At 60.5% G+C, this 15,746-nt stretch carries 14 protein-coding genes and 1 pseudogene; 10 read left to right on the plus strand and 5 right to left on the minus strand.

Going from position 1 to position 15,746, the window contains the following annotated elements; genetic code table 11:
* Positions 1-173 precede the first annotated feature (173 nt).
* From modA to modC, 3 genes are all read left to right on the plus strand, one after another.
* The gene (gene modA, locus ACK83U_RS16200; protein ID WP_112606880.1) at positions 174-971 is read left to right on the plus strand and encodes a molybdate ABC transporter substrate-binding protein; all 798 of its coding nucleotides are present in this window, start codon (positions 174-176) and stop codon (positions 969-971) included.
* An 85-nt stretch (positions 972-1,056) separates the two neighbouring features.
* Positions 1,057-1,758 (plus strand): molybdate ABC transporter permease subunit, encoded by a 702-nt coding sequence (modB, locus tag ACK83U_RS16205; protein WP_112338664.1) that lies wholly within the window; start codon positions 1,057-1,059, stop codon positions 1,756-1,758.
* Positions 1,755-2,828 carry a molybdenum ABC transporter ATP-binding protein gene (modC, locus tag ACK83U_RS16210; protein ID WP_112606882.1) on the plus strand — a complete coding sequence of 358 codons (1,074 nt, stop codon included), beginning with the start codon at positions 1,755-1,757 and terminating at the stop codon, positions 2,826-2,828. The genes modB and modC overlap by 4 nt, the downstream gene beginning before the upstream one ends.
* Here modC and ACK83U_RS16215 read toward each other — a convergent pair whose 3' ends face one another.
* Positions 2,829-3,212 carry a winged helix-turn-helix domain-containing protein gene (locus tag ACK83U_RS16215; protein WP_112606884.1) on the minus strand — a complete coding sequence of 128 codons (384 nt, stop codon included), beginning with the start codon at positions 3,210-3,212 and terminating at the stop codon, positions 2,829-2,831.
* Positions 3,213-3,383: 171 nt separating this feature from the next.
* On the opposite strand from ACK83U_RS16215, the gene ACK83U_RS16220 reads away from it, so the two are divergent.
* From ACK83U_RS16220 to ACK83U_RS16250, 7 genes and pseudogenes are all read left to right on the plus strand, one after another.
* On the plus strand, positions 3,384-3,683 hold the full coding sequence (locus tag ACK83U_RS16220) for a DUF1330 domain-containing protein (RefSeq protein WP_112606886.1): 300 nt from the start codon (positions 3,384-3,386) through the stop codon (positions 3,681-3,683).
* 162 nt (positions 3,684-3,845) lie between these two features.
* Positions 3,846-4,288 (plus strand): annotated as a pseudogene (gene rsfS, locus ACK83U_RS16225) (ribosome silencing factor).
* Between the two features lie 114 nt (positions 4,289-4,402).
* Complete coding sequence (gene rlmH, locus ACK83U_RS16230; RefSeq protein WP_112606888.1) at positions 4,403-4,885, plus strand: 23S rRNA (pseudouridine(1915)-N(3))-methyltransferase RlmH; 483 nt, start codon at positions 4,403-4,405, stop codon at positions 4,883-4,885.
* Between the two features lie 186 nt (positions 4,886-5,071).
* Positions 5,072-6,502, plus strand: coding sequence for a murein hydrolase activator EnvC family protein (locus ACK83U_RS16235; protein WP_412474677.1), 1,431 nt, complete (start codon positions 5,072-5,074; stop codon positions 6,500-6,502).
* Positions 6,492-7,820, plus strand: a complete 1,329-nt coding sequence (locus tag ACK83U_RS16240) for a S41 family peptidase (protein WP_015341735.1) — start codon at positions 6,492-6,494, stop codon at positions 7,818-7,820. The genes ACK83U_RS16235 and ACK83U_RS16240 overlap by 11 nt, the downstream gene beginning before the upstream one ends.
* A gap of 219 nt (positions 7,821-8,039) precedes the next feature.
* Positions 8,040-9,233 carry a divergent polysaccharide deacetylase family protein gene (locus ACK83U_RS16245; RefSeq protein WP_112606892.1) on the plus strand — a complete coding sequence of 398 codons (1,194 nt, stop codon included), beginning with the start codon at positions 8,040-8,042 and terminating at the stop codon, positions 9,231-9,233.
* Between the two features lie 13 nt (positions 9,234-9,246).
* Positions 9,247-9,786, plus strand: a complete 540-nt coding sequence (locus ACK83U_RS16250; RefSeq protein WP_112606894.1) for an RNA pyrophosphohydrolase — start codon at positions 9,247-9,249, stop codon at positions 9,784-9,786.
* 137 nt (positions 9,787-9,923) lie between these two features.
* Here ACK83U_RS16250 and bfr read toward each other — a convergent pair whose 3' ends face one another.
* The 4 genes from bfr to ACK83U_RS16270 form a co-directional block, all read right to left on the minus strand.
* Positions 9,924-10,409 carry a bacterioferritin gene (gene bfr / locus ACK83U_RS16255; protein ID WP_041678027.1) on the minus strand — a complete coding sequence of 162 codons (486 nt, stop codon included), beginning with the start codon at positions 10,407-10,409 and terminating at the stop codon, positions 9,924-9,926.
* Positions 10,375-10,686, minus strand: coding sequence for a (2Fe-2S)-binding protein (locus tag ACK83U_RS16260; protein WP_246699069.1), 312 nt, complete (start codon positions 10,684-10,686; stop codon positions 10,375-10,377). Before ACK83U_RS16260 ends, bfr begins: the two co-directional genes overlap by 35 nt.
* 139 nt (positions 10,687-10,825) lie before the next feature.
* Entirely contained in the window at positions 10,826-14,293 is a 3,468-nt protein-coding gene (locus tag ACK83U_RS16265; protein WP_112606896.1) for an error-prone DNA polymerase, read from the minus strand.
* Complete coding sequence (locus tag ACK83U_RS16270; protein WP_246712141.1) at positions 14,290-15,720, minus strand: Y-family DNA polymerase; 1,431 nt, start codon at positions 15,718-15,720, stop codon at positions 14,290-14,292. The genes ACK83U_RS16265 and ACK83U_RS16270 overlap by 4 nt, the downstream gene beginning before the upstream one ends.
* Positions 15,721-15,746 lie beyond the last annotated feature (26 nt).

Below are 15,746 nucleotides of genomic sequence, written 5' to 3' on the forward strand. Positions count from 1 at the left end.
ATGCATTTTTGTAATGCCCAAAGCCGTTCATATGCGCTGCGCCACGGAAAATCCATAGAATTCGTAGGGTTACGCGACCTTATCGCGATATATTTTTGCGAACACATCCCTAGCCAAGCTTCGTCCGCCGTTATATCTCTCGAAATATGTCGACATCTTTGGGGAGAATTGAAATGACCACCAGCCGACGCCAATGGATCAAGCTTGCAAGCGCAGTAGCAGCAGCTGCATGGCTCGGCCTTTCCGTCATTCCAACACCGGTGTTCGCCGCCGACAAAATCGTCGTCTTTGCTGCCGCCAGCATGAAGAACGCGCTCGACAACGCCGATGCCGCCTTCACCAAGGAAACCGGCAAAGAGGTTACCGTCTCCTATGCTGCGAGCGGTCCGCTTGCAAAACAGCTCGAAAACGGCGCGCCGGCCGATGTCTTCATCTCCGCCGATACCAACTGGATGGATTATGTCGCTGGCAAGAAGCTGATCAAGGATGATAGCCGCGTCAACCTGCTGGGTAACAAGCTCGTTCTCGTCGCCGCCAAGGACAAGGCGAAGCCGGTCGAGATCAAGCAGGGCTTCGATCTGGCTAGCCTGCTCGGCGACGGTCGCCTGGCGATGGGCCAGCCGGAATCGGTTCCGGCGGGCAAATACGGCAAGACGGCACTGCAAAAGCTTGGTGTCTGGGCTTCCGTCGAAAAGAAGGTCGCTGGCGCCGAAAGCGTTCGCGCGGCCCTTGCCTTGGTTTCGCGTGGCGAAGCGCCCTATGGTATCGTCTATCAGACCGATGTCTCCGCCGATCCGGGCGTTGCCGTCGTCGGCACCTTCCCCGCCGACAGCCATTCACCGATCGTCTACCCGATCGCCATCACCAGCGGCAGCAAGAACCCGGATGTACAAGCCTATTTCAATTTTCTGAAATCGGCTAAGGCTGTTCCCTTCTTCGAGCATGAGGGCTTCACCATCCTGAAGCAGTGAGCGTCATTGCCGCTGATTGGGCAAGGAAGGTTCAATCATCAGGCTCGCCGGTCGTGGCGGGCCCGAGATGTTTAAGGGGCGGGATTTGGACGCGTTGGGTTTAAGCAGCGACGAATGGACGGCCATAGAGCTGAGCCTGCGCGTTTCCATCGTCGCCATGCTGGTCAGCCTGCCCTTCGGCATCGGCGCAGCACTTCTGCTTGCGCGTGGCCGCTTTTGGGGCAAGTCGATCCTCAATGGCCTCATTCACCTGCCGCTGATCCTGCCGCCCGTCGTCACCGGCTTCATCCTTCTCATTCTCTTCGGCCGCAAAGGGCCGATCGGATCTTTGCTCGAGCAATATCTCGGCCTCGTCTTCTCCTTTCGCTGGACGGGTGCCGCACTTGCCTGCGGCGTCATGGGCTTTCCACTGATGGTTCGGAGCATTCGCCTGTCGGTCGAAGCCGTCGACCGCAAGCTGGAGGAAGCCGCCGGCACATTGGGCGCCAGCCCCATCTGGACCTTCGTGACCGTGACGCTGCCGCTGATCCTGCCGGGCGTCATCGCCGGCATGATCCTCTCCTTCGCCAAGGCCATGGGTGAATTCGGCGCCACTATCACCTTCGTCTCCAATATTCCTGGCGAGACACAAACGCTGTCTTCGGCGATCTACACCTTCACGCAGGTTCCAGGCGGCGATGCCGGCGCCATGCGCCTCACCATCGTCGCCATTGTCATTTCCATGGCGGCGCTGCTTGCCTCGGAATTCCTTGCCTATCTCGCCGGCCGCAGGGTGGATTTCGAATGACGTTCTCGGTCGATATCCGCCACCGCCTCGGCACCTTTTCGCTGGAGGCTGCATTCACCTCCGATGGCGGCGTGACAGCTCTTTTCGGCCGCTCCGGCTCGGGCAAGACGTCGATCGTCCGCATCATTGCCGGCCTGACGCGCCCTGATCACGGCCATGTCAGCCTTGACGATACCGTGCTCGCCGATACGACCAAGCAGATCTTCGTGCCGCGTCACCGCCGCCGCTTCGGCTATGTCTTTCAAGAGGCACGCCTGTTCCCGCATCTATCCGTGCGGCAGAACCTGAATTACGGCCGCTGGTTCGCACCCAAGAGCGAGCGCGGTGAAAGCTTTGACGGGGTCGTCGATCTTCTCGGCATCGGCGCGTTGCTCGATCGCAGGCCGGCCAAACTTTCCGGCGGCGAGAAACAGCGCGTCGCGATCGGCCGTGCCCTACTCTCTTCGCCGCGGCTCCTGCTGATGGACGAGCCGCTTGCGGCGCTCGATGAAGCCCGCAAGGCGGAAATCCTTCCCTATCTCGAACGGCTGCGCGACGAGACGAAGATCCCGATCATCTATGTCAGCCACTCCATCGCCGAGGTGGCACGCCTTGCCAACCGCGTCGTCGTCATGCGCGACGGCAAGATCGAGACGATCGGCGCTGCCGTCGACATCTTCAGCCAACTTTCCGGCCCGCTGGCGGCGGATCGCCGCGAAGCCGGTGTGCTGCTGGAAGGCCGCGTCGAGGCGATCGACGATCGCCATCATCTGACAGTCGTTGCTCTGAAGACGGCAAAGCTCTTTGTGCCGGGCCAGGCGGCGGCTGTCGGCAAGACCGTGCGCGTCCATATTCCTGCCCGTGACGTCATGCTGGCAACGACGCGGCCGGAGGGCCTGAGCGCCTTGAATATTCTCGATGGCAAAGTGCTGGGAATCGGCACGGCGGCTGACGGGGCGACTGAGATCAAGGTCGATTGCGGCGGCGACATCGTCACTGCCCGCATCACACAATTCTCGGCCGAAAGACTGGGGCTGCGCATCGGGCTGCCGATCCATGTGGTCATCAAGACCGTGGCGCTCGAACATTAGTCAGGATTTCTTCGCAGAAGCGTCCGCCGAGCTCCGATTGGCTTCGAGCCAGTTCAGGTCATCGGCTATAGCCGCACGCAGCGTCGTTTCCATACCGCGAAAGCGCCTCAACAACTCTTCGCCGAAGGGCGTCAGGGCAGCGCCGCCACCCTTTTGACCACCACGCTGCGATTCCACGACCGGCTCGCGGAACATGTGATTGAGTTCGCTGATGAGCAGCCAGGCTCGGCGGTAGGACATATCCATGGCACGGCCGGCGGCCGAGATCGACCCGGTCTCCTGAATATGCTCGAGAAGCTCCATCTTGCCGCGCCCAAGCCGATCCTGCCCCGAAAAGCTGATACGGAGAATGGGCTTCAACGGTGGCTGCGGAACATCTGTCATGGTGTCTGTAAGCAGTTGATATCTGCATAATCTATACGTGGCCTTCGTCCGGCTGTACATGCCGACGGAAATGGACAAGCGGTTGAACCGGCCTATCTGATCTTCAAGAAAAAACGCATTGGCGCGCGAGTACGGACCGCGCCAGCCGTGAGGTTTGAGAGGAGGAAACCGATGCCAGCCTATATCATTTCCGATGTCACCGTCAGGGATAGCGAAGCCTTCCAGACCTACCGGACGCGCGCGGCTGCCTCTATCGCCCGGTATGGCGGGCATTATCTTGTCCGTGGCGGCCCGATCGAAAAGCTGGAGGGCGATTGGTCGCCGAATGCGATCGTGATCGTGGAATTTCCGGATGTGGAACGAGCAAGAGCCTGGTACGGCTCGTCGGAATATGCGCATGCTCTCGAGGTCCGCGACCAAGCCCTCAGCCGCAACCTTATTCTCGTCGATGGAGTGCGCCAGGAAGGCTGATTTCCGTCTTCGGCACGAATACTCGCCCATATCTGGTGCGAAAGCGCACTATTCAGACACAAATCCTTGTCCTGAATGGCCGAAGTTGCCGGCCTGCGTCTTGAAACCTTAATGCTTTGATGCCTATCTTTGTAACGTGATCGACTCAGATCATTCACGTGCATGTTCTGTTACTCAAGGAAGGAAGAGCACTGACAACAGTACACGCCAAGGGAAGAACGCCTGTCGTTATCCCGAAGAGCTCGGAACGTGGCGCCGATGCCGCTGCCCGCGCCCTGCAAGCCGTCCTCGCAAGCCTCGAGGACTCCAAGGCCGAAAATATCGTCACCATCGACATTGCTGGCAAGTCTGCGCTTGGAGACTACATGGTCGTCGTCTCCGGCCGATCAAGCCGCCATGTCCTGGCGATTGCCGACCATCTCATGACCGATCTCAAGGACGAGGGCTTCGGCAATGCCCGCGTCGAGGGTCTTGATGGCGGCGACTGGGTGTTGATCGACACCGGCGACATCATCGTTCATGTCTTCAGACCCGAGATCCGCGAGTTCTACAACATCGAAAAGATGTGGGCAGCACCCGATCTCGACGAAGGCACGCTGCACTAACGACGCCAGGAACGCTTTCCCGGCCCCGTACGCAGCCTTACATCGCCGGAGATGAGCCTCCGGCAAGAGTTTCGTTTTGTGCCGCCATGACGGCGGATGTGCGTGGGAGCGGGAATGCGGATAGGTCTTTTTGCGGTGGGACGGCTGAAAGCCGGCCCTGAAAAGGATCTTGCGGCTCGCTATCTCGACCGTTTCGCCAAGGCCGGGCCGGCCATCGGCCTGGAAATGGCGCGCATGACCGAGGTTGCAGAAAGCCGCGCCTCCAATAGCGAGACCCGCAAGCGCGAAGAGGCGGGCCTGCTGCAGAAGGCGCATCCCGAAGGCGGCGTCCTCATCCTTCTCGACGAACGCGGCAAGGCGCTCGACAGCGAAGCCTTCGCCGCCATGCTCGGGGCATACCGCGATCAGGGCAAGCGCGACCTGACGATCGCCATTGGCGGCGCCGACGGCCTTGACCCCGCCCTCTACGACAAGGCCGACCTGATCATTTGCCTGGGCAAGCTGACCTGGCCGCACCAGCTCGTGCGCATCCTGATTGCCGAACAGCTCTACCGCGCCGTGACCATCCTCTCCGGGCACCCCTACCACCGGGTGTGATTGCTTCATCCGTTTTGAAAACAGTTTGGCTTTCGCCGTTTTTGCGTTAACGGAACGCTCACACAGGCGTGTTTTGATTCCCGCCCTGAAAATGACGATGCTTCCTGGATGATCGCGGCAAATCAGCTTATTTTCGCGTGATCTGAGGGACCAGGCCGAACCGACTGGATGAGAAAAGCCCCGCCCATGCTTTCGCGTATCGTGCTGCCAGCTTTGGCGGCAACGCTCAGCATGGGCGTCTATATGGCAGGCCCTTTTTCCCAACAAGACGTCGCCCTCGCCCAGGAAACCGATACCATCACTGCGCAAGCACCCGACGATCGCTCTTCTACACCGCCGTCCGCGCAGGAGGCGCCTGACCCGGCGGCGGACCTTGCCCGTAAGCGTGACGAAACCCGCGCGCAGCTCGATGCGCTTTCTAAGACGATCGGTCTTTCGTCCAGCAAGACGAAGGAATTGGAAGACAGCATCGCCTCTCTCGACAAGAGCACTGCCAGCCTGCGCCAGGCGCTGATCGACAGCGCCGCCCGCCGCAAGGAGCTGGATCGCAAGATCCAGCAGAGTGAGAAGACGCTGACGAATCTTGCCCTCAAGGAGGATAAGATCCGCGCTTCCCTGCATGATCGTCGCGCCCTGCTGGCTGAAGTGCTGGGTGCTCTCGAGCGCATGGGACGCAATCCACCGCCGGCATTGCTGGTAACGCCGGACGATGCGCTCGCCTCGGTGCGCAGCGCCATTCTTCTCGGCGCCGTCGTACCCGGAATGCGTAAGGAGACGGACAAGCTCATCGCCGATCTGACCGATCTCAGCAAGTTGCAGGCCGATACCGCCGCCGAAAAGGCCAGCTTCACCGCCACCGTGACCAACAGTCTGGAGGAGGAGCGGCGCATGGATCTGCTGATTGCGGAGAACGACAAGCACAGCAAGGAAAATACGGCCCAGCTCGAGGCGGAGCGCAAGCGCGCGGAAGAGCTGGCGGGCCAGGCAACCAGCCTGGAAGGGCTCGTCGCCTCGCTGGAAAGTCAGATCGGCTCCGTACGCGACGCTGCCGCTGCTGCCCGCGCGGAAGAGGCGCGCCGGGCGCAGATGAGCGAACAGCAGCGCGAGCAGGCGAAGGCCCTTGCCGAGAACGGCGTGCCCGATAAAAACCGCATTACGCCCGCATATCCCTTCTCAGACCTGAAGAAAAAGTTGGAGTTGCCCGTGGCGGGCGATATTATCCGCCAATTCGGCGACGACGATGGCACCGGCCACACCGCGATGGGACTGACCGTTGCGACCGGCCCGGAAGCACTCGTCACGGCTCCCGCCGACGGCACGGTCGTCTATGCCGGCGCGTTTCGCAGCTACGGACAGATGATCATCCTGGATACGGGCGACGGCTATCACATGGTGCTGTCGGGCATGGACGCGATCAAGACGCGCCCAGGCAGATTCGTCTTCGCTGGCGAGCCGCTTGCCACCATGGGCCAAAAAAGAGTCGCGAGCGCGACCGCATTGGCGCTGGAAACGGATCGGCCAACGCTTTACATTGAATTCCGAAAAGATGGAAAACCAGTCGATTCTCGGCCCTGGTGGACCTCCAAAGACACTGGAAAGGCACGCAATGATACGTAGGGCTTCTCTTGTTCTCGTCGGCGCATTGATGGGTGCGACCGCGATGGGCGTTATCTACTCGGCGGTAGCGCCGGCGGAAGCCGCTGGCACTTCCACTTACAAGGAGTTGTCGATTTTCGGCGACGTCTTTGAGCGCGTCCGCGCGCAGTATGTGACTCCTCCCCAGGAAGACAAGCTCGTCGAAGCCGCCATCAACGGCATGCTGTCTTCGCTGGACCCGCATTCGAGCTACATGAACGCCAAGGATGCGGAAGACATGCGCACCCAGACCAAGGGTGAGTTCGGCGGTCTCGGCATCGAAGTGACGATGGACAACGATCTCGTCAAGGTCATCACCCCAATCGACGATACGCCTGCCGCCAAGGCCGGCGTCCTTGCCGGCGACTATATCACCGCCATCGACGGCCAGTCCGTCCGCGGCCTGAAGCTGGAAGACGCCGTCGAAAAGATGCGCGGCCCGGTCAAGACGCCGATCAAGCTGACGCTGCTGCGCAAGGGCGCCGACAAGCCGATCGAGCTCACGGTCATCCGTGACGTGATTGCCGTTGCCGCCGTCAAGTCGCGCGAGGAAGGCGGCGATGTCGGCTATATCCGCATCATATCCTTCACCGAAAAGACCACGCCCGACCTCGAAGCCGCGATCGCCAAGATCAAGAAGGATATTCCGGCCGACAAGCTGAAGGGCTACGTCCTCGACCTACGTCTCAACCCGGGCGGCCTGCTCGATCAGGCAATCAACGTTGCCGATGACGTGCTCGAGCGCGGCGAGATCGTTTCGACACGCGGCCGCAACCCGGACGAAACCCGGCGCTTCAACGCCACCCCAGGCGACCTGACCGACGGCAAGCCGATCATCGTGCTCACCAACGGCGGCTCAGCCTCGGCTTCGGAAATCGTCGCAGGCGCCTTGCAGGATCTGCGGCGCGCCACCGTGCTCGGCACACAGTCGTTCGGCAAGGGCTCTGTCCAGACGATCATCCCGCTCGGCGACGGCAACGGCGCGCTGCGCCTGACGACGGCCCTCTACTACACGCCGTCGGGCCGCTCGATCCAGGGCACCGGCATCACGCCTGACATCAAGGTCGACCAGCCGCTTCCCGACGATCTGAAGGGCAAGCTGACGACGGAAGGCGAATCCAGCCTGCCGGGCCACATCAAGGGCCAGAGCGAGACCGACAAGGGCTCCGGCTCGTCGGCCTACGTGCCACCGGATCCGAAGGACGATATCCAGCTCAACTACGCGCTCGACCTGCTGCGTGGCGCGAAGACGGATCCAGCCTTCCCGCCGAACCCCGAAAAGGCGGTTTCCTCCAAGTAAGGATTGGCGCCGGGCTGGAAACAGACCCGGCGCTTTCATGATGAGGGAAGCGGGGCGAGGGGTATTGTTCCGCTCTTCTCGGTCAGCCTTCGAATCCGACGTCGCTCGGAACAGTCTTGTTCATGTTTTAGCACTTCGAGTGCCGCGGGCATTTTTCCGCTTCGCCGTGAGCGATATGCTCGAGGCCAATAGAGTTTTCCGCTTGGGGTGGATTGAAGCTTGGGAACGGATTTACATGCACCGTTGGGACAAAATCGCGGCCCCGGCCGCCAGCGGCGCTCCATCCCCTTTGGACGCATTCTCGGCGGCTTCTGTCTGATCGCGATCGCCGGCTTTTCGCTCTATTCGGCGCTGATGCGCGATCCCCTGCAAAAGACTCAGCCTGTCGAAACGGCAAAGAAGGAAAATCCGGCACCTGCAGCCGAAACCAAACCGGGGAGCACCGAACAAACCGGTCAAGCCGGATTGACCCAAGTCGACCCGCAATCCGGCGCCAATACCACGCGCGTGGTGACCGGCGACGGTTCGGTCGTCACCATGTTCAGCCCCAGCAATCGCGATGGCAGCGGCCCGGTCTTGATCAACGCCAATCAGGTGGGGCAGGATCCGCGCATGGCGGCAACGCCGAATGACAGCCTGCTGGAAGATTCGCCCTTCGGCAGGCTGCCGATCACCTCGCCAAGCGGTCTGCGGCCGATGGATCAATATGCGCGGCCCTGGTCCGGCGCGCGGGGCACCCGTATCGCTATCGTCGTCAGCGGCCTTGGGCTGAGCCAGACCGGCACGCAACGCGCCATCGAGAAGCTGCCGGAGGAAATCACCCTTGCCTTTGCCGCCAGCGGCAATAGCCTGCAGCGCTGGATGCAGGAAGCAAGGCGTGGCGGCCACGAGATCCTCATCCAGGTGCCGTTCGAGCCGTTTGACTATCCCGATAACAATCCCGGACCGGATACGCTGCTGACCTCGCTGCCATCAGCCAAGAACATCGAAAACCTGCATAAGGCGATGGGCAAGATCACCAATTATACCGGCGTCATGAACTATCTCGGCGGCCGCTTCCTTGCCAATCCCGGCGCCATGGAACCCGTGCTGCGCGACATCGGCAAGCGCGGCCTGCTATTTCTGGACGACGGCTCATCCGCCCAATCGAAGTCCGGAATGCTTTCGAAAACACTGGAAGTGCCGCACGCTTTTGCCGATATCCAGCTCGACGGAGAGCTGCAGCAGGACGCTATCCTCAGGAAACTCGACGAGCTCGAGCGCATCGCCCGCCGCAACGGCTCTGCGATCGGCGTCGCTTCCGCCTTCGATGAAAGTGTCGACGCCATCAGCAAATGGAGCGAGGAGGCCGCCATGCGCGGTATCGAAGTCGTCGCGGTCTCGGCGCTTGCCGAGGATCCCAAACACCCCTGACCTGGAGAAAAAGATGAACACGCCCCATGCGACCGTGAAAGCCGAAGACCTGCCTTACCGTCCCTGTGTCGGCATCATGATCCTGAACCGGGAAGGCCTGGTCTGGGCTGGTCGTCGCATTCCGGTCGGCAATTCTGAATATGACGGCTCGCCCCAGCTCTGGCAGATGCCGCAGGGCGGCATAGACCTGGGCGAAGACCCGCTGAAAGCGGCCTATCGCGAATTATACGAAGAAACGGGCATGAAAACCGTGACCTTGCTCGCGGAAGCCATGGACTGGATCAATTACGATCTTCCGCCGCAGCTGATCGGCATCGGCCTCAAGGGGAAATATCGCGGTCAGACGCAGCGCTGGTTTGCCTTCCGCTTCGACGGCGACGACGGCGAGATCGCCATCAATCCGCCACCGGGCGGCCATGAACCGGAATTCGATGCATGGGAATGGAAGCCCATGGCGGTGCTTCCCGACCTGATCGTTCCCTTCAAACGCTCGGTCTACGAGCAGGTGGTTTCGGAATTCAGCCACCTGGCCAATCTGAAAGCCGAAGACTGAAAATCAAGGCCGGCCGCAAAACGGTCGATTCATAAAGCAATTCCAGGAAAAGCTTGCGCGCTTTTCCTGGAATTGGGTGAAAACAAAGATATGGAGCGGTTCAGAGATTTAAAAACTGAGCCGGTCCAGTATGTCGCTTATTCCGCGGAATCGGCGGAGTCGGCATTAAGCTGGCCGTATTTGGCTTCGCCGATCTTGTCGAGCAGTTCGAGCTGGGTTTCGAGGAAGTCAATATGTCCTTCCTCATCCGCCAGAAGCTCTTCGAACAGCTTCATGGACACATAGTCGCCGGCATCGTGACAGATGTCGCGGGATTTCTTATAGGCCGTGCGTGCGTCGTATTCGCCGGCGAGATCGGCTTCCAGCACTTCCTTGACGTTCTGACCGATGCGCAGCGGCGCGAGCGTCTGCAGGTTCGGATGACCTTCGAGGAAGATGATGCGGGCAACGAGGCGGTCGGCGTGCTGCATCTCCTCGATGGATTCTGCGCGCTCTTTCTTGGCAAGCTTGGTGTAGCCCCAGTCTTCGAGGAGTCTGTAGTGAACCCAATATTGGTTGACTGCGCCAAGCTCGAGGAAGAGTGCCTCGTTAAGCCGCTCGATGACCTTTTTGTCGCCTTTCAATGTCCGCTCTCCTGTTGTCTTCATGGAATTTTTTCAGGCGGGACATGAAATCAAATATTTCCGCTTCCGTCGAGTGGCGACGAGCATGATAATCCTGGGTTGTCTGTATAATGATATCAACGACATTCGGGAAGCAGCCGCAGCAACGACCGCGCTTTTCCATCGCGTGATAAACCTTGGCGGGAACGATGAGCTGCCAACAGTCCTGATCAAGGAACTCGTTGATGACGTCCCGGATTTCTTTGTCGGTGATGTAATTACAACTGCAAACCAGCATTCTTCGCTCAGCCCGTCAAACATGACATTTGCTGTCTTGTTATCTGCTAAAGAAGACGCTCTTTGTCAAGAAAGAAACGATTCGAATCTCGTCCGCGGGCCGAGTTCCGAAGCTTTTGCCCGATACGAAGCCCGCAATCTCAATGGAAATTGCGGCCTCGCGGCATAACTTTCGCCGTTTCGGCCCCATGGCTGCGGCCTTCCGTCACTGCCCCCACACCAGAAGAAGGCGCCAGAAAGACGGACTTCCGCTTCTGCCTGTGATCCATGGTCGGCCGCAGGGCCTCATCCGCCCGGTCGCTGACACCAAACCGTCGCGCCTCGCGCTGCAGAATACCAAGTGCCGGCGTCATATCCTCGATATGATCGACCACCACATGGATGACGCCGCTTTCGCTCTGCAGCCGGCCACGGATCTTGACCAGCCGCGCCCCCATGACGATGGCACGGTATTTCTCGAACTTCTTCGGCCAGACGATCGCATTGGCGACACCGGTTTCGTCCTCCAGCGTCATGAAGATCACCCCCTTGGCCGAACCCGGCCGCTGGCGCACCAGCACCAGCCCGGCGATCGTCACCATGCGGCCGCTGGCGATACCGGGCAAATCCCGGCTTTGCACGATCCCCTGCCGGGCGAAATCGGTACGCAGGAAGGAAACCGGATGCGCCTTCAGGGATAGCGACAGATAGCGATAATCCTCGATGACCTGCTCGCCAGGCAGCATTTCCGGCAGCGTAACCGCCGGCTCGACCTGCAGCTCCGCATGGTCGCCGAAATCGAAGAGGGGAAGCGTTTCGGCGGCACTGCCGGCATCGAGCGCCCGCACAGCCCAAAGCGCCTCACGACGGCTGAGGCCGATGGAACCGAACGCATCCGCATCCGCCAGGCGCTCGATCTGCGCCTTGGCAAGCCCGGAGCGCAGCCAAAGATCGCGCACGGATCGATAGCCATCGCCCCGGCGCTCGACGAGCTGGTTCATCTCCTCCTCGGACAGACCCTTGACCTGCCGAAAGCCGAGGCGGACGGCACATCGCGTCTTGATATCATCGCGCATCGACGCATGGCGCCGCTCGATCGCGCCCGGATCGAAACGCGCCTTCTCCAGCAGGCAATCCCAGCTGGAGCGATTGATATCCACCGGCCGCACCTCGACGCCATGCTCGCGCGCATCGCGCACCAGCTGCGCCGGCGCATAGAAGCCCATCGGCTGGGCATTGAGGATCGCCGCACAGAAGACGTCGGGATAATAGGTCTTGAGCCAGGACGAGGCATAGACGAGCAGAGCGAAGGACGCCGCATGGCTTTCAGGGAAACCATATTCGCCGAAGCCTTCGATCTGGCTGAAACAGCGTTCGGCAAAGTCCTGAGGATAGCCATTCGCGACCATGCCTGAAACCAGATCCTTTTTGAATTCATCGACTCTCCCCGTTCGCTTGAACGTCGCCATGGATCGGCGCAGCCGATCGGCCTTGGCGGGCGAAAATCCGGCCGCGGTAATGGCGATCTGCATCGCCTGTTCCTGAAACAGCGGAACCCCCAAAGTTCGCTCCAAAACAGCCTTCAACTCCGGACGATGATATTCGATCGGCCGCTTGTGAAGATCGTCATCCCGCCGCTTAAGGTAAGGATGCACCATATTGCCCTGGATGGGACCGGGTCGGACGATCGCCACCTCGATGACCAGATCATAGAATCTGCGGGGCCGCAGACGCGGCAGCATGCTCATCTGCGCCCGGCTTTCGATCTGAAAGACGCCGATCGTATCGGCGCGGCAGATCATGTCATAAACCGGCTTGCCATCCGGATATTCCTTGCTCCCAAGGTCGGAGAGCGCCTTCTTCACATCGTAATGCAGCAACAGCAGATCGAAGGCTTTGGCGAGACAGGTCAACATGCCGAGCGCAAGCACGTCGATCTTCAATATGTTGAGATTGTCGAGATCGTCCTTGTTCCACTCGATCATGTAGCGATCGTCCATCGCCGTATGCATGATCGGCACGACCTCATCCAGCCGATCCCGGGTGATGACGAAGCCGCCGACATGCTGGGTCAGGTGCCGCGGAAACCCCATCAGCGTCGAGGCATAGGAAAGGACGTTGCGTGTCGTCTTGTTCGTGAGATCGAGGCCGGCAATCTTCGCCTCACGCTCGGACAGCTCCTCCGTCGACCAGCCCCAGACACCGCTTGCAAGGGCCGACTGCACATCCTCCGACAAACCGAAGGCTTTCGCCACTTCGCGGCCGGCCGAGCGCGCCCGATAGCTGGTGACCGCCGCGGTCAGCCCGGCATGCTCCTTTTTGTAATGCCTGTAGATGAACTGAATGACTTCTTCGCGTTTCTCATGCTCGAAATCAACGTCGATATCAGGCGGCTCCTCGCGCTCCGTCGAGATGAAGCGCTCGAAAAGCAGGCTTGTTAATTCGGGATTGACCTCGGTAATCCGAAGGCAATAACAGACCGTCGAATTGGCGGCCGATCCGCGCCCCTGACACAGGATATTCGCACTGCGGGCAAACTCCATGATGCGGTGCACCGTCAGGAAATAAGGCTCATATTGCCGTTCCCGAATGAGCTTGAGCTCATGCTCGATCTGCGCCGAAACCTTTGGCGGGATCCCTCCGGGAAAGCGCCACTCGGCGCCCTCCCATGTCAGCCGCTTCAGCGTCTCCGCAACGGTCTCTCCAGGAACGCTTTCGTCGGGATAATTGTGTTTTAGCTCGTCCAGTGAAAAAGAAAGCCGGCTAAAAAACTTCTGCGTATTGGCTATAGCCTTCGGATAATCCCGGAACAGACGTGCCATCTCGGCAGCGTCCTTCATGTAGCGCTCGGCGTTCGCTGCCAGTTTGAAACCAGCCTCGGCGATCGGTACATGTTCGCGGATCGAAACGACGATATCGGCAAGCGGCTTGCGCTCGGTCGCATGATAGAGCGGCTGATTGCTGGCGATCAGCCGCACGCCATTGCGCTGCGCCAGGATGGAAAGCGTGGCGAAGACCATCCGGTCCCGCCCGTCATAGGCCGGCGACAGGACCATGTGGAATTTCCTGACGAAGCGCATCCATAACCGCTTCAGGCATTGCTCCAGCTTTTCCTGCCCTTCTTGCGTCTCGACACTTGTCGCATCGGGAATAAGCGCCAGCATCATCTCGTCACCCCATTCCACAAGGTCGCTTTCATTGAGGATGCAGGTGCCTTTTTCGCCGCGCAGATTACCGGCGCTCAGCAGCCGGCAGAGATGCGCCCAGCCCTTTCGGTTTTCCGGATAGGCAAGAATGTCAGGTGTACCGTCCGAAAACACAAGGCGCGCGCCAGGCTGGAAAGGAACCGGCTTCAGAAGCGGCTTTTCTGGCTTGCCCTTCGCCTGAAGCTCCAGGTTCTTCTCAATGCCCTCCTTGTACTTCTCCCGGAGAAGCTTGGTATGCGCATGCGCCTTGACCACGCCGGCAACCGAATTGCGGTCGGCGATCCCAAATCCGGAAAGTTTCAGGATGGCGGCCTGCGCCACGATTTCCTCCGGATGTGAGGCACCTTCGAGAAAGGAGAAATTCGTTCTCACGCCGATCTCAAAGAAGGGTACGGGTTCGTGAAAGCTCGGGCGCGCGTTCATGCGAAGACCCCGTGCATGTACCAATCCGGCGTTGTGCCGCCTCGGCCATAGAGCCCCTTGCGGAACAGCCAGAAACGATGGCCCTCCTCATCCTCGACTTGGAAATAATCGCGGGCAGGCTCTTCCTTTTCCTCGACCCACCATTCCGCCGAAAGCCGCTCCGGCCCTTCGGCCCGGCTGACCCGATGCATCACCCGCCGCCAGCGGAACTGCCGGGGAGGGCCGTCGGGCACTTCGGCAGCAATGGTTTCGACCAGCTCCGGCATACGAAACAGCCGGAGCGGCCGTTCGCCGCGGAAGAAACCATGATGGCCGGCATCCTCCTTACCTGTGCGCCGCTTCGAGGCGAGGATAGCCATGGCCGGCAGCGGCCGCACGGCCCGCTCAGGGATATGGCTCTGCCGCAGCTCGAACCCTTGCAGACAATCCGGCCCCAGCCGGGCGGCCACACGATCCACAAAGGCGGCAAGAGATCCTTCCTGGCGGTCTTCTCCGACAAAATCGCCTTGCATGGCATCGAAGGGCGCATGCTGAAGCACATTGAGGCGGATGATTTCGAAACCGTAACCGACATCGAGATCGTCATGAATGGCGCCGAAGCGCTCCGTGAACAGGCTGGCGATCCGGTTCGGCTCCCGCAGCGGTTGCGATGCGCCGGCCGCGATGCGGAAAACCGCCCCATCCACCCGGAAAAGCAGAAGCTCGAAGGAACGGCCGCCGACGCCGCGCGCCTCCAGCCCCGGCTTCAGGGTTTCGGCAAGCTGGCGGGCAAGCTGAAGAATATCCTCTTCCGCCTGCACCGGCTCGGCAAGCCGGCGCTCGGCTGACAATTGCGCGACCGGGCGACGCGGCGAAATCGGTTCCTCGACGAGGCCGACAGCCTGATCGAGCCGCAACATTAGCTGCGCACCGAAACGGCGGGCAAGCGGCGCACGCGGTGCTGCCAGAAGGTCGCCGACCTGCTTCAGGCCCATCTTCTGCAAGGCGGCGACAATCTCCTCGCCAAGCCGAAGACATGCAACCGGCAGCGGTGCCAGTGCCTCTTCCATGGCTTCAGGCGGAACGATGCGGCTCTCGTCAAAGCGGGCGACGGCCCAGGAGAGGCCGGGCGCAGAGGAAATGGCGCCGCGCACATCGAAGCCCAGTCGGGAAATCCGGATCAAGATATCCTCAAGCAGCGCCTCTTCGCCGCCGAAAAGATGGGCGCAGCCGGTAATATCGAGAAAAAGGCCGTCCTTGCCGTCGATCGCCACCAGCGGCGTATAGCGGTCGCACCAGTCGGCGATCGCTTCCAGAAGCTTGCGATCCGCGACCGGATCCTCCTCGACGACATCGAGATCAGGACAGATCGCCTTTGCCTCGGCCACGCCCTGACCCTGCTTCAGGCCGATCATTTCAGCCCGTTCATTGAGCGCAGTCAGCCGCATGGCATTGTTCAGCTTGCCGGCACAGG

This window comes from Rhizobium sp. WW22, from assembly GCF_047041135.1.
Lineage (GTDB): Bacteria > Pseudomonadota > Alphaproteobacteria > Rhizobiales > Rhizobiaceae > Rhizobium.

What these genes read in the sequence shown, in the direction of transcription:
- modA (WP_112606880.1), top strand. Translation starts at nt 174, where the DNA reads ATGACCACCAGCCGACGCCAATGGATCAAGCTTGCAAGCGCAGTAGCA.
- modC (WP_112606882.1), top strand. Translation starts at nt 1,755, where the DNA reads ATGACGTTCTCGGTCGATATCCGCCACCGCCTCGGCACCTTTTCGCTG.
- ACK83U_RS16215 (WP_112606884.1), bottom strand. Translation starts at nt 3,212, where the DNA reads ATGACAGATGTTCCGCAGCCACCGTTGAAGCCCATTCTCCGTATCAGC.
- ACK83U_RS16220 (WP_112606886.1), top strand. Translation starts at nt 3,384, where the DNA reads ATGCCAGCCTATATCATTTCCGATGTCACCGTCAGGGATAGCGAAGCC.
- rlmH (WP_112606888.1), top strand. Translation starts at nt 4,403, where the DNA reads ATGCGGATAGGTCTTTTTGCGGTGGGACGGCTGAAAGCCGGCCCTGAA.
- ACK83U_RS16235 (WP_412474677.1), top strand. Translation starts at nt 5,072, where the DNA reads ATGCTTTCGCGTATCGTGCTGCCAGCTTTGGCGGCAACGCTCAGCATG.
- ACK83U_RS16240 (WP_015341735.1), top strand. Translation starts at nt 6,492, where the DNA reads ATGATACGTAGGGCTTCTCTTGTTCTCGTCGGCGCATTGATGGGTGCG.
- ACK83U_RS16250 (WP_112606894.1), top strand. Translation starts at nt 9,247, where the DNA reads ATGAACACGCCCCATGCGACCGTGAAAGCCGAAGACCTGCCTTACCGT.
- ACK83U_RS16260 (WP_246699069.1), bottom strand. Translation starts at nt 10,686, where the DNA reads ATGCTGGTTTGCAGTTGTAATTACATCACCGACAAAGAAATCCGGGAC.
- ACK83U_RS16265 (WP_112606896.1), bottom strand. Translation starts at nt 14,293, where the DNA reads ATGAACGCGCGCCCGAGCTTTCACGAACCCGTACCCTTCTTTGAGATC.
- ACK83U_RS16270 (WP_246712141.1), bottom strand. Translation starts at nt 15,720, where the DNA reads ATGCGGCTGACTGCGCTCAATGAACGGGCTGAAATGATCGGCCTGAAG.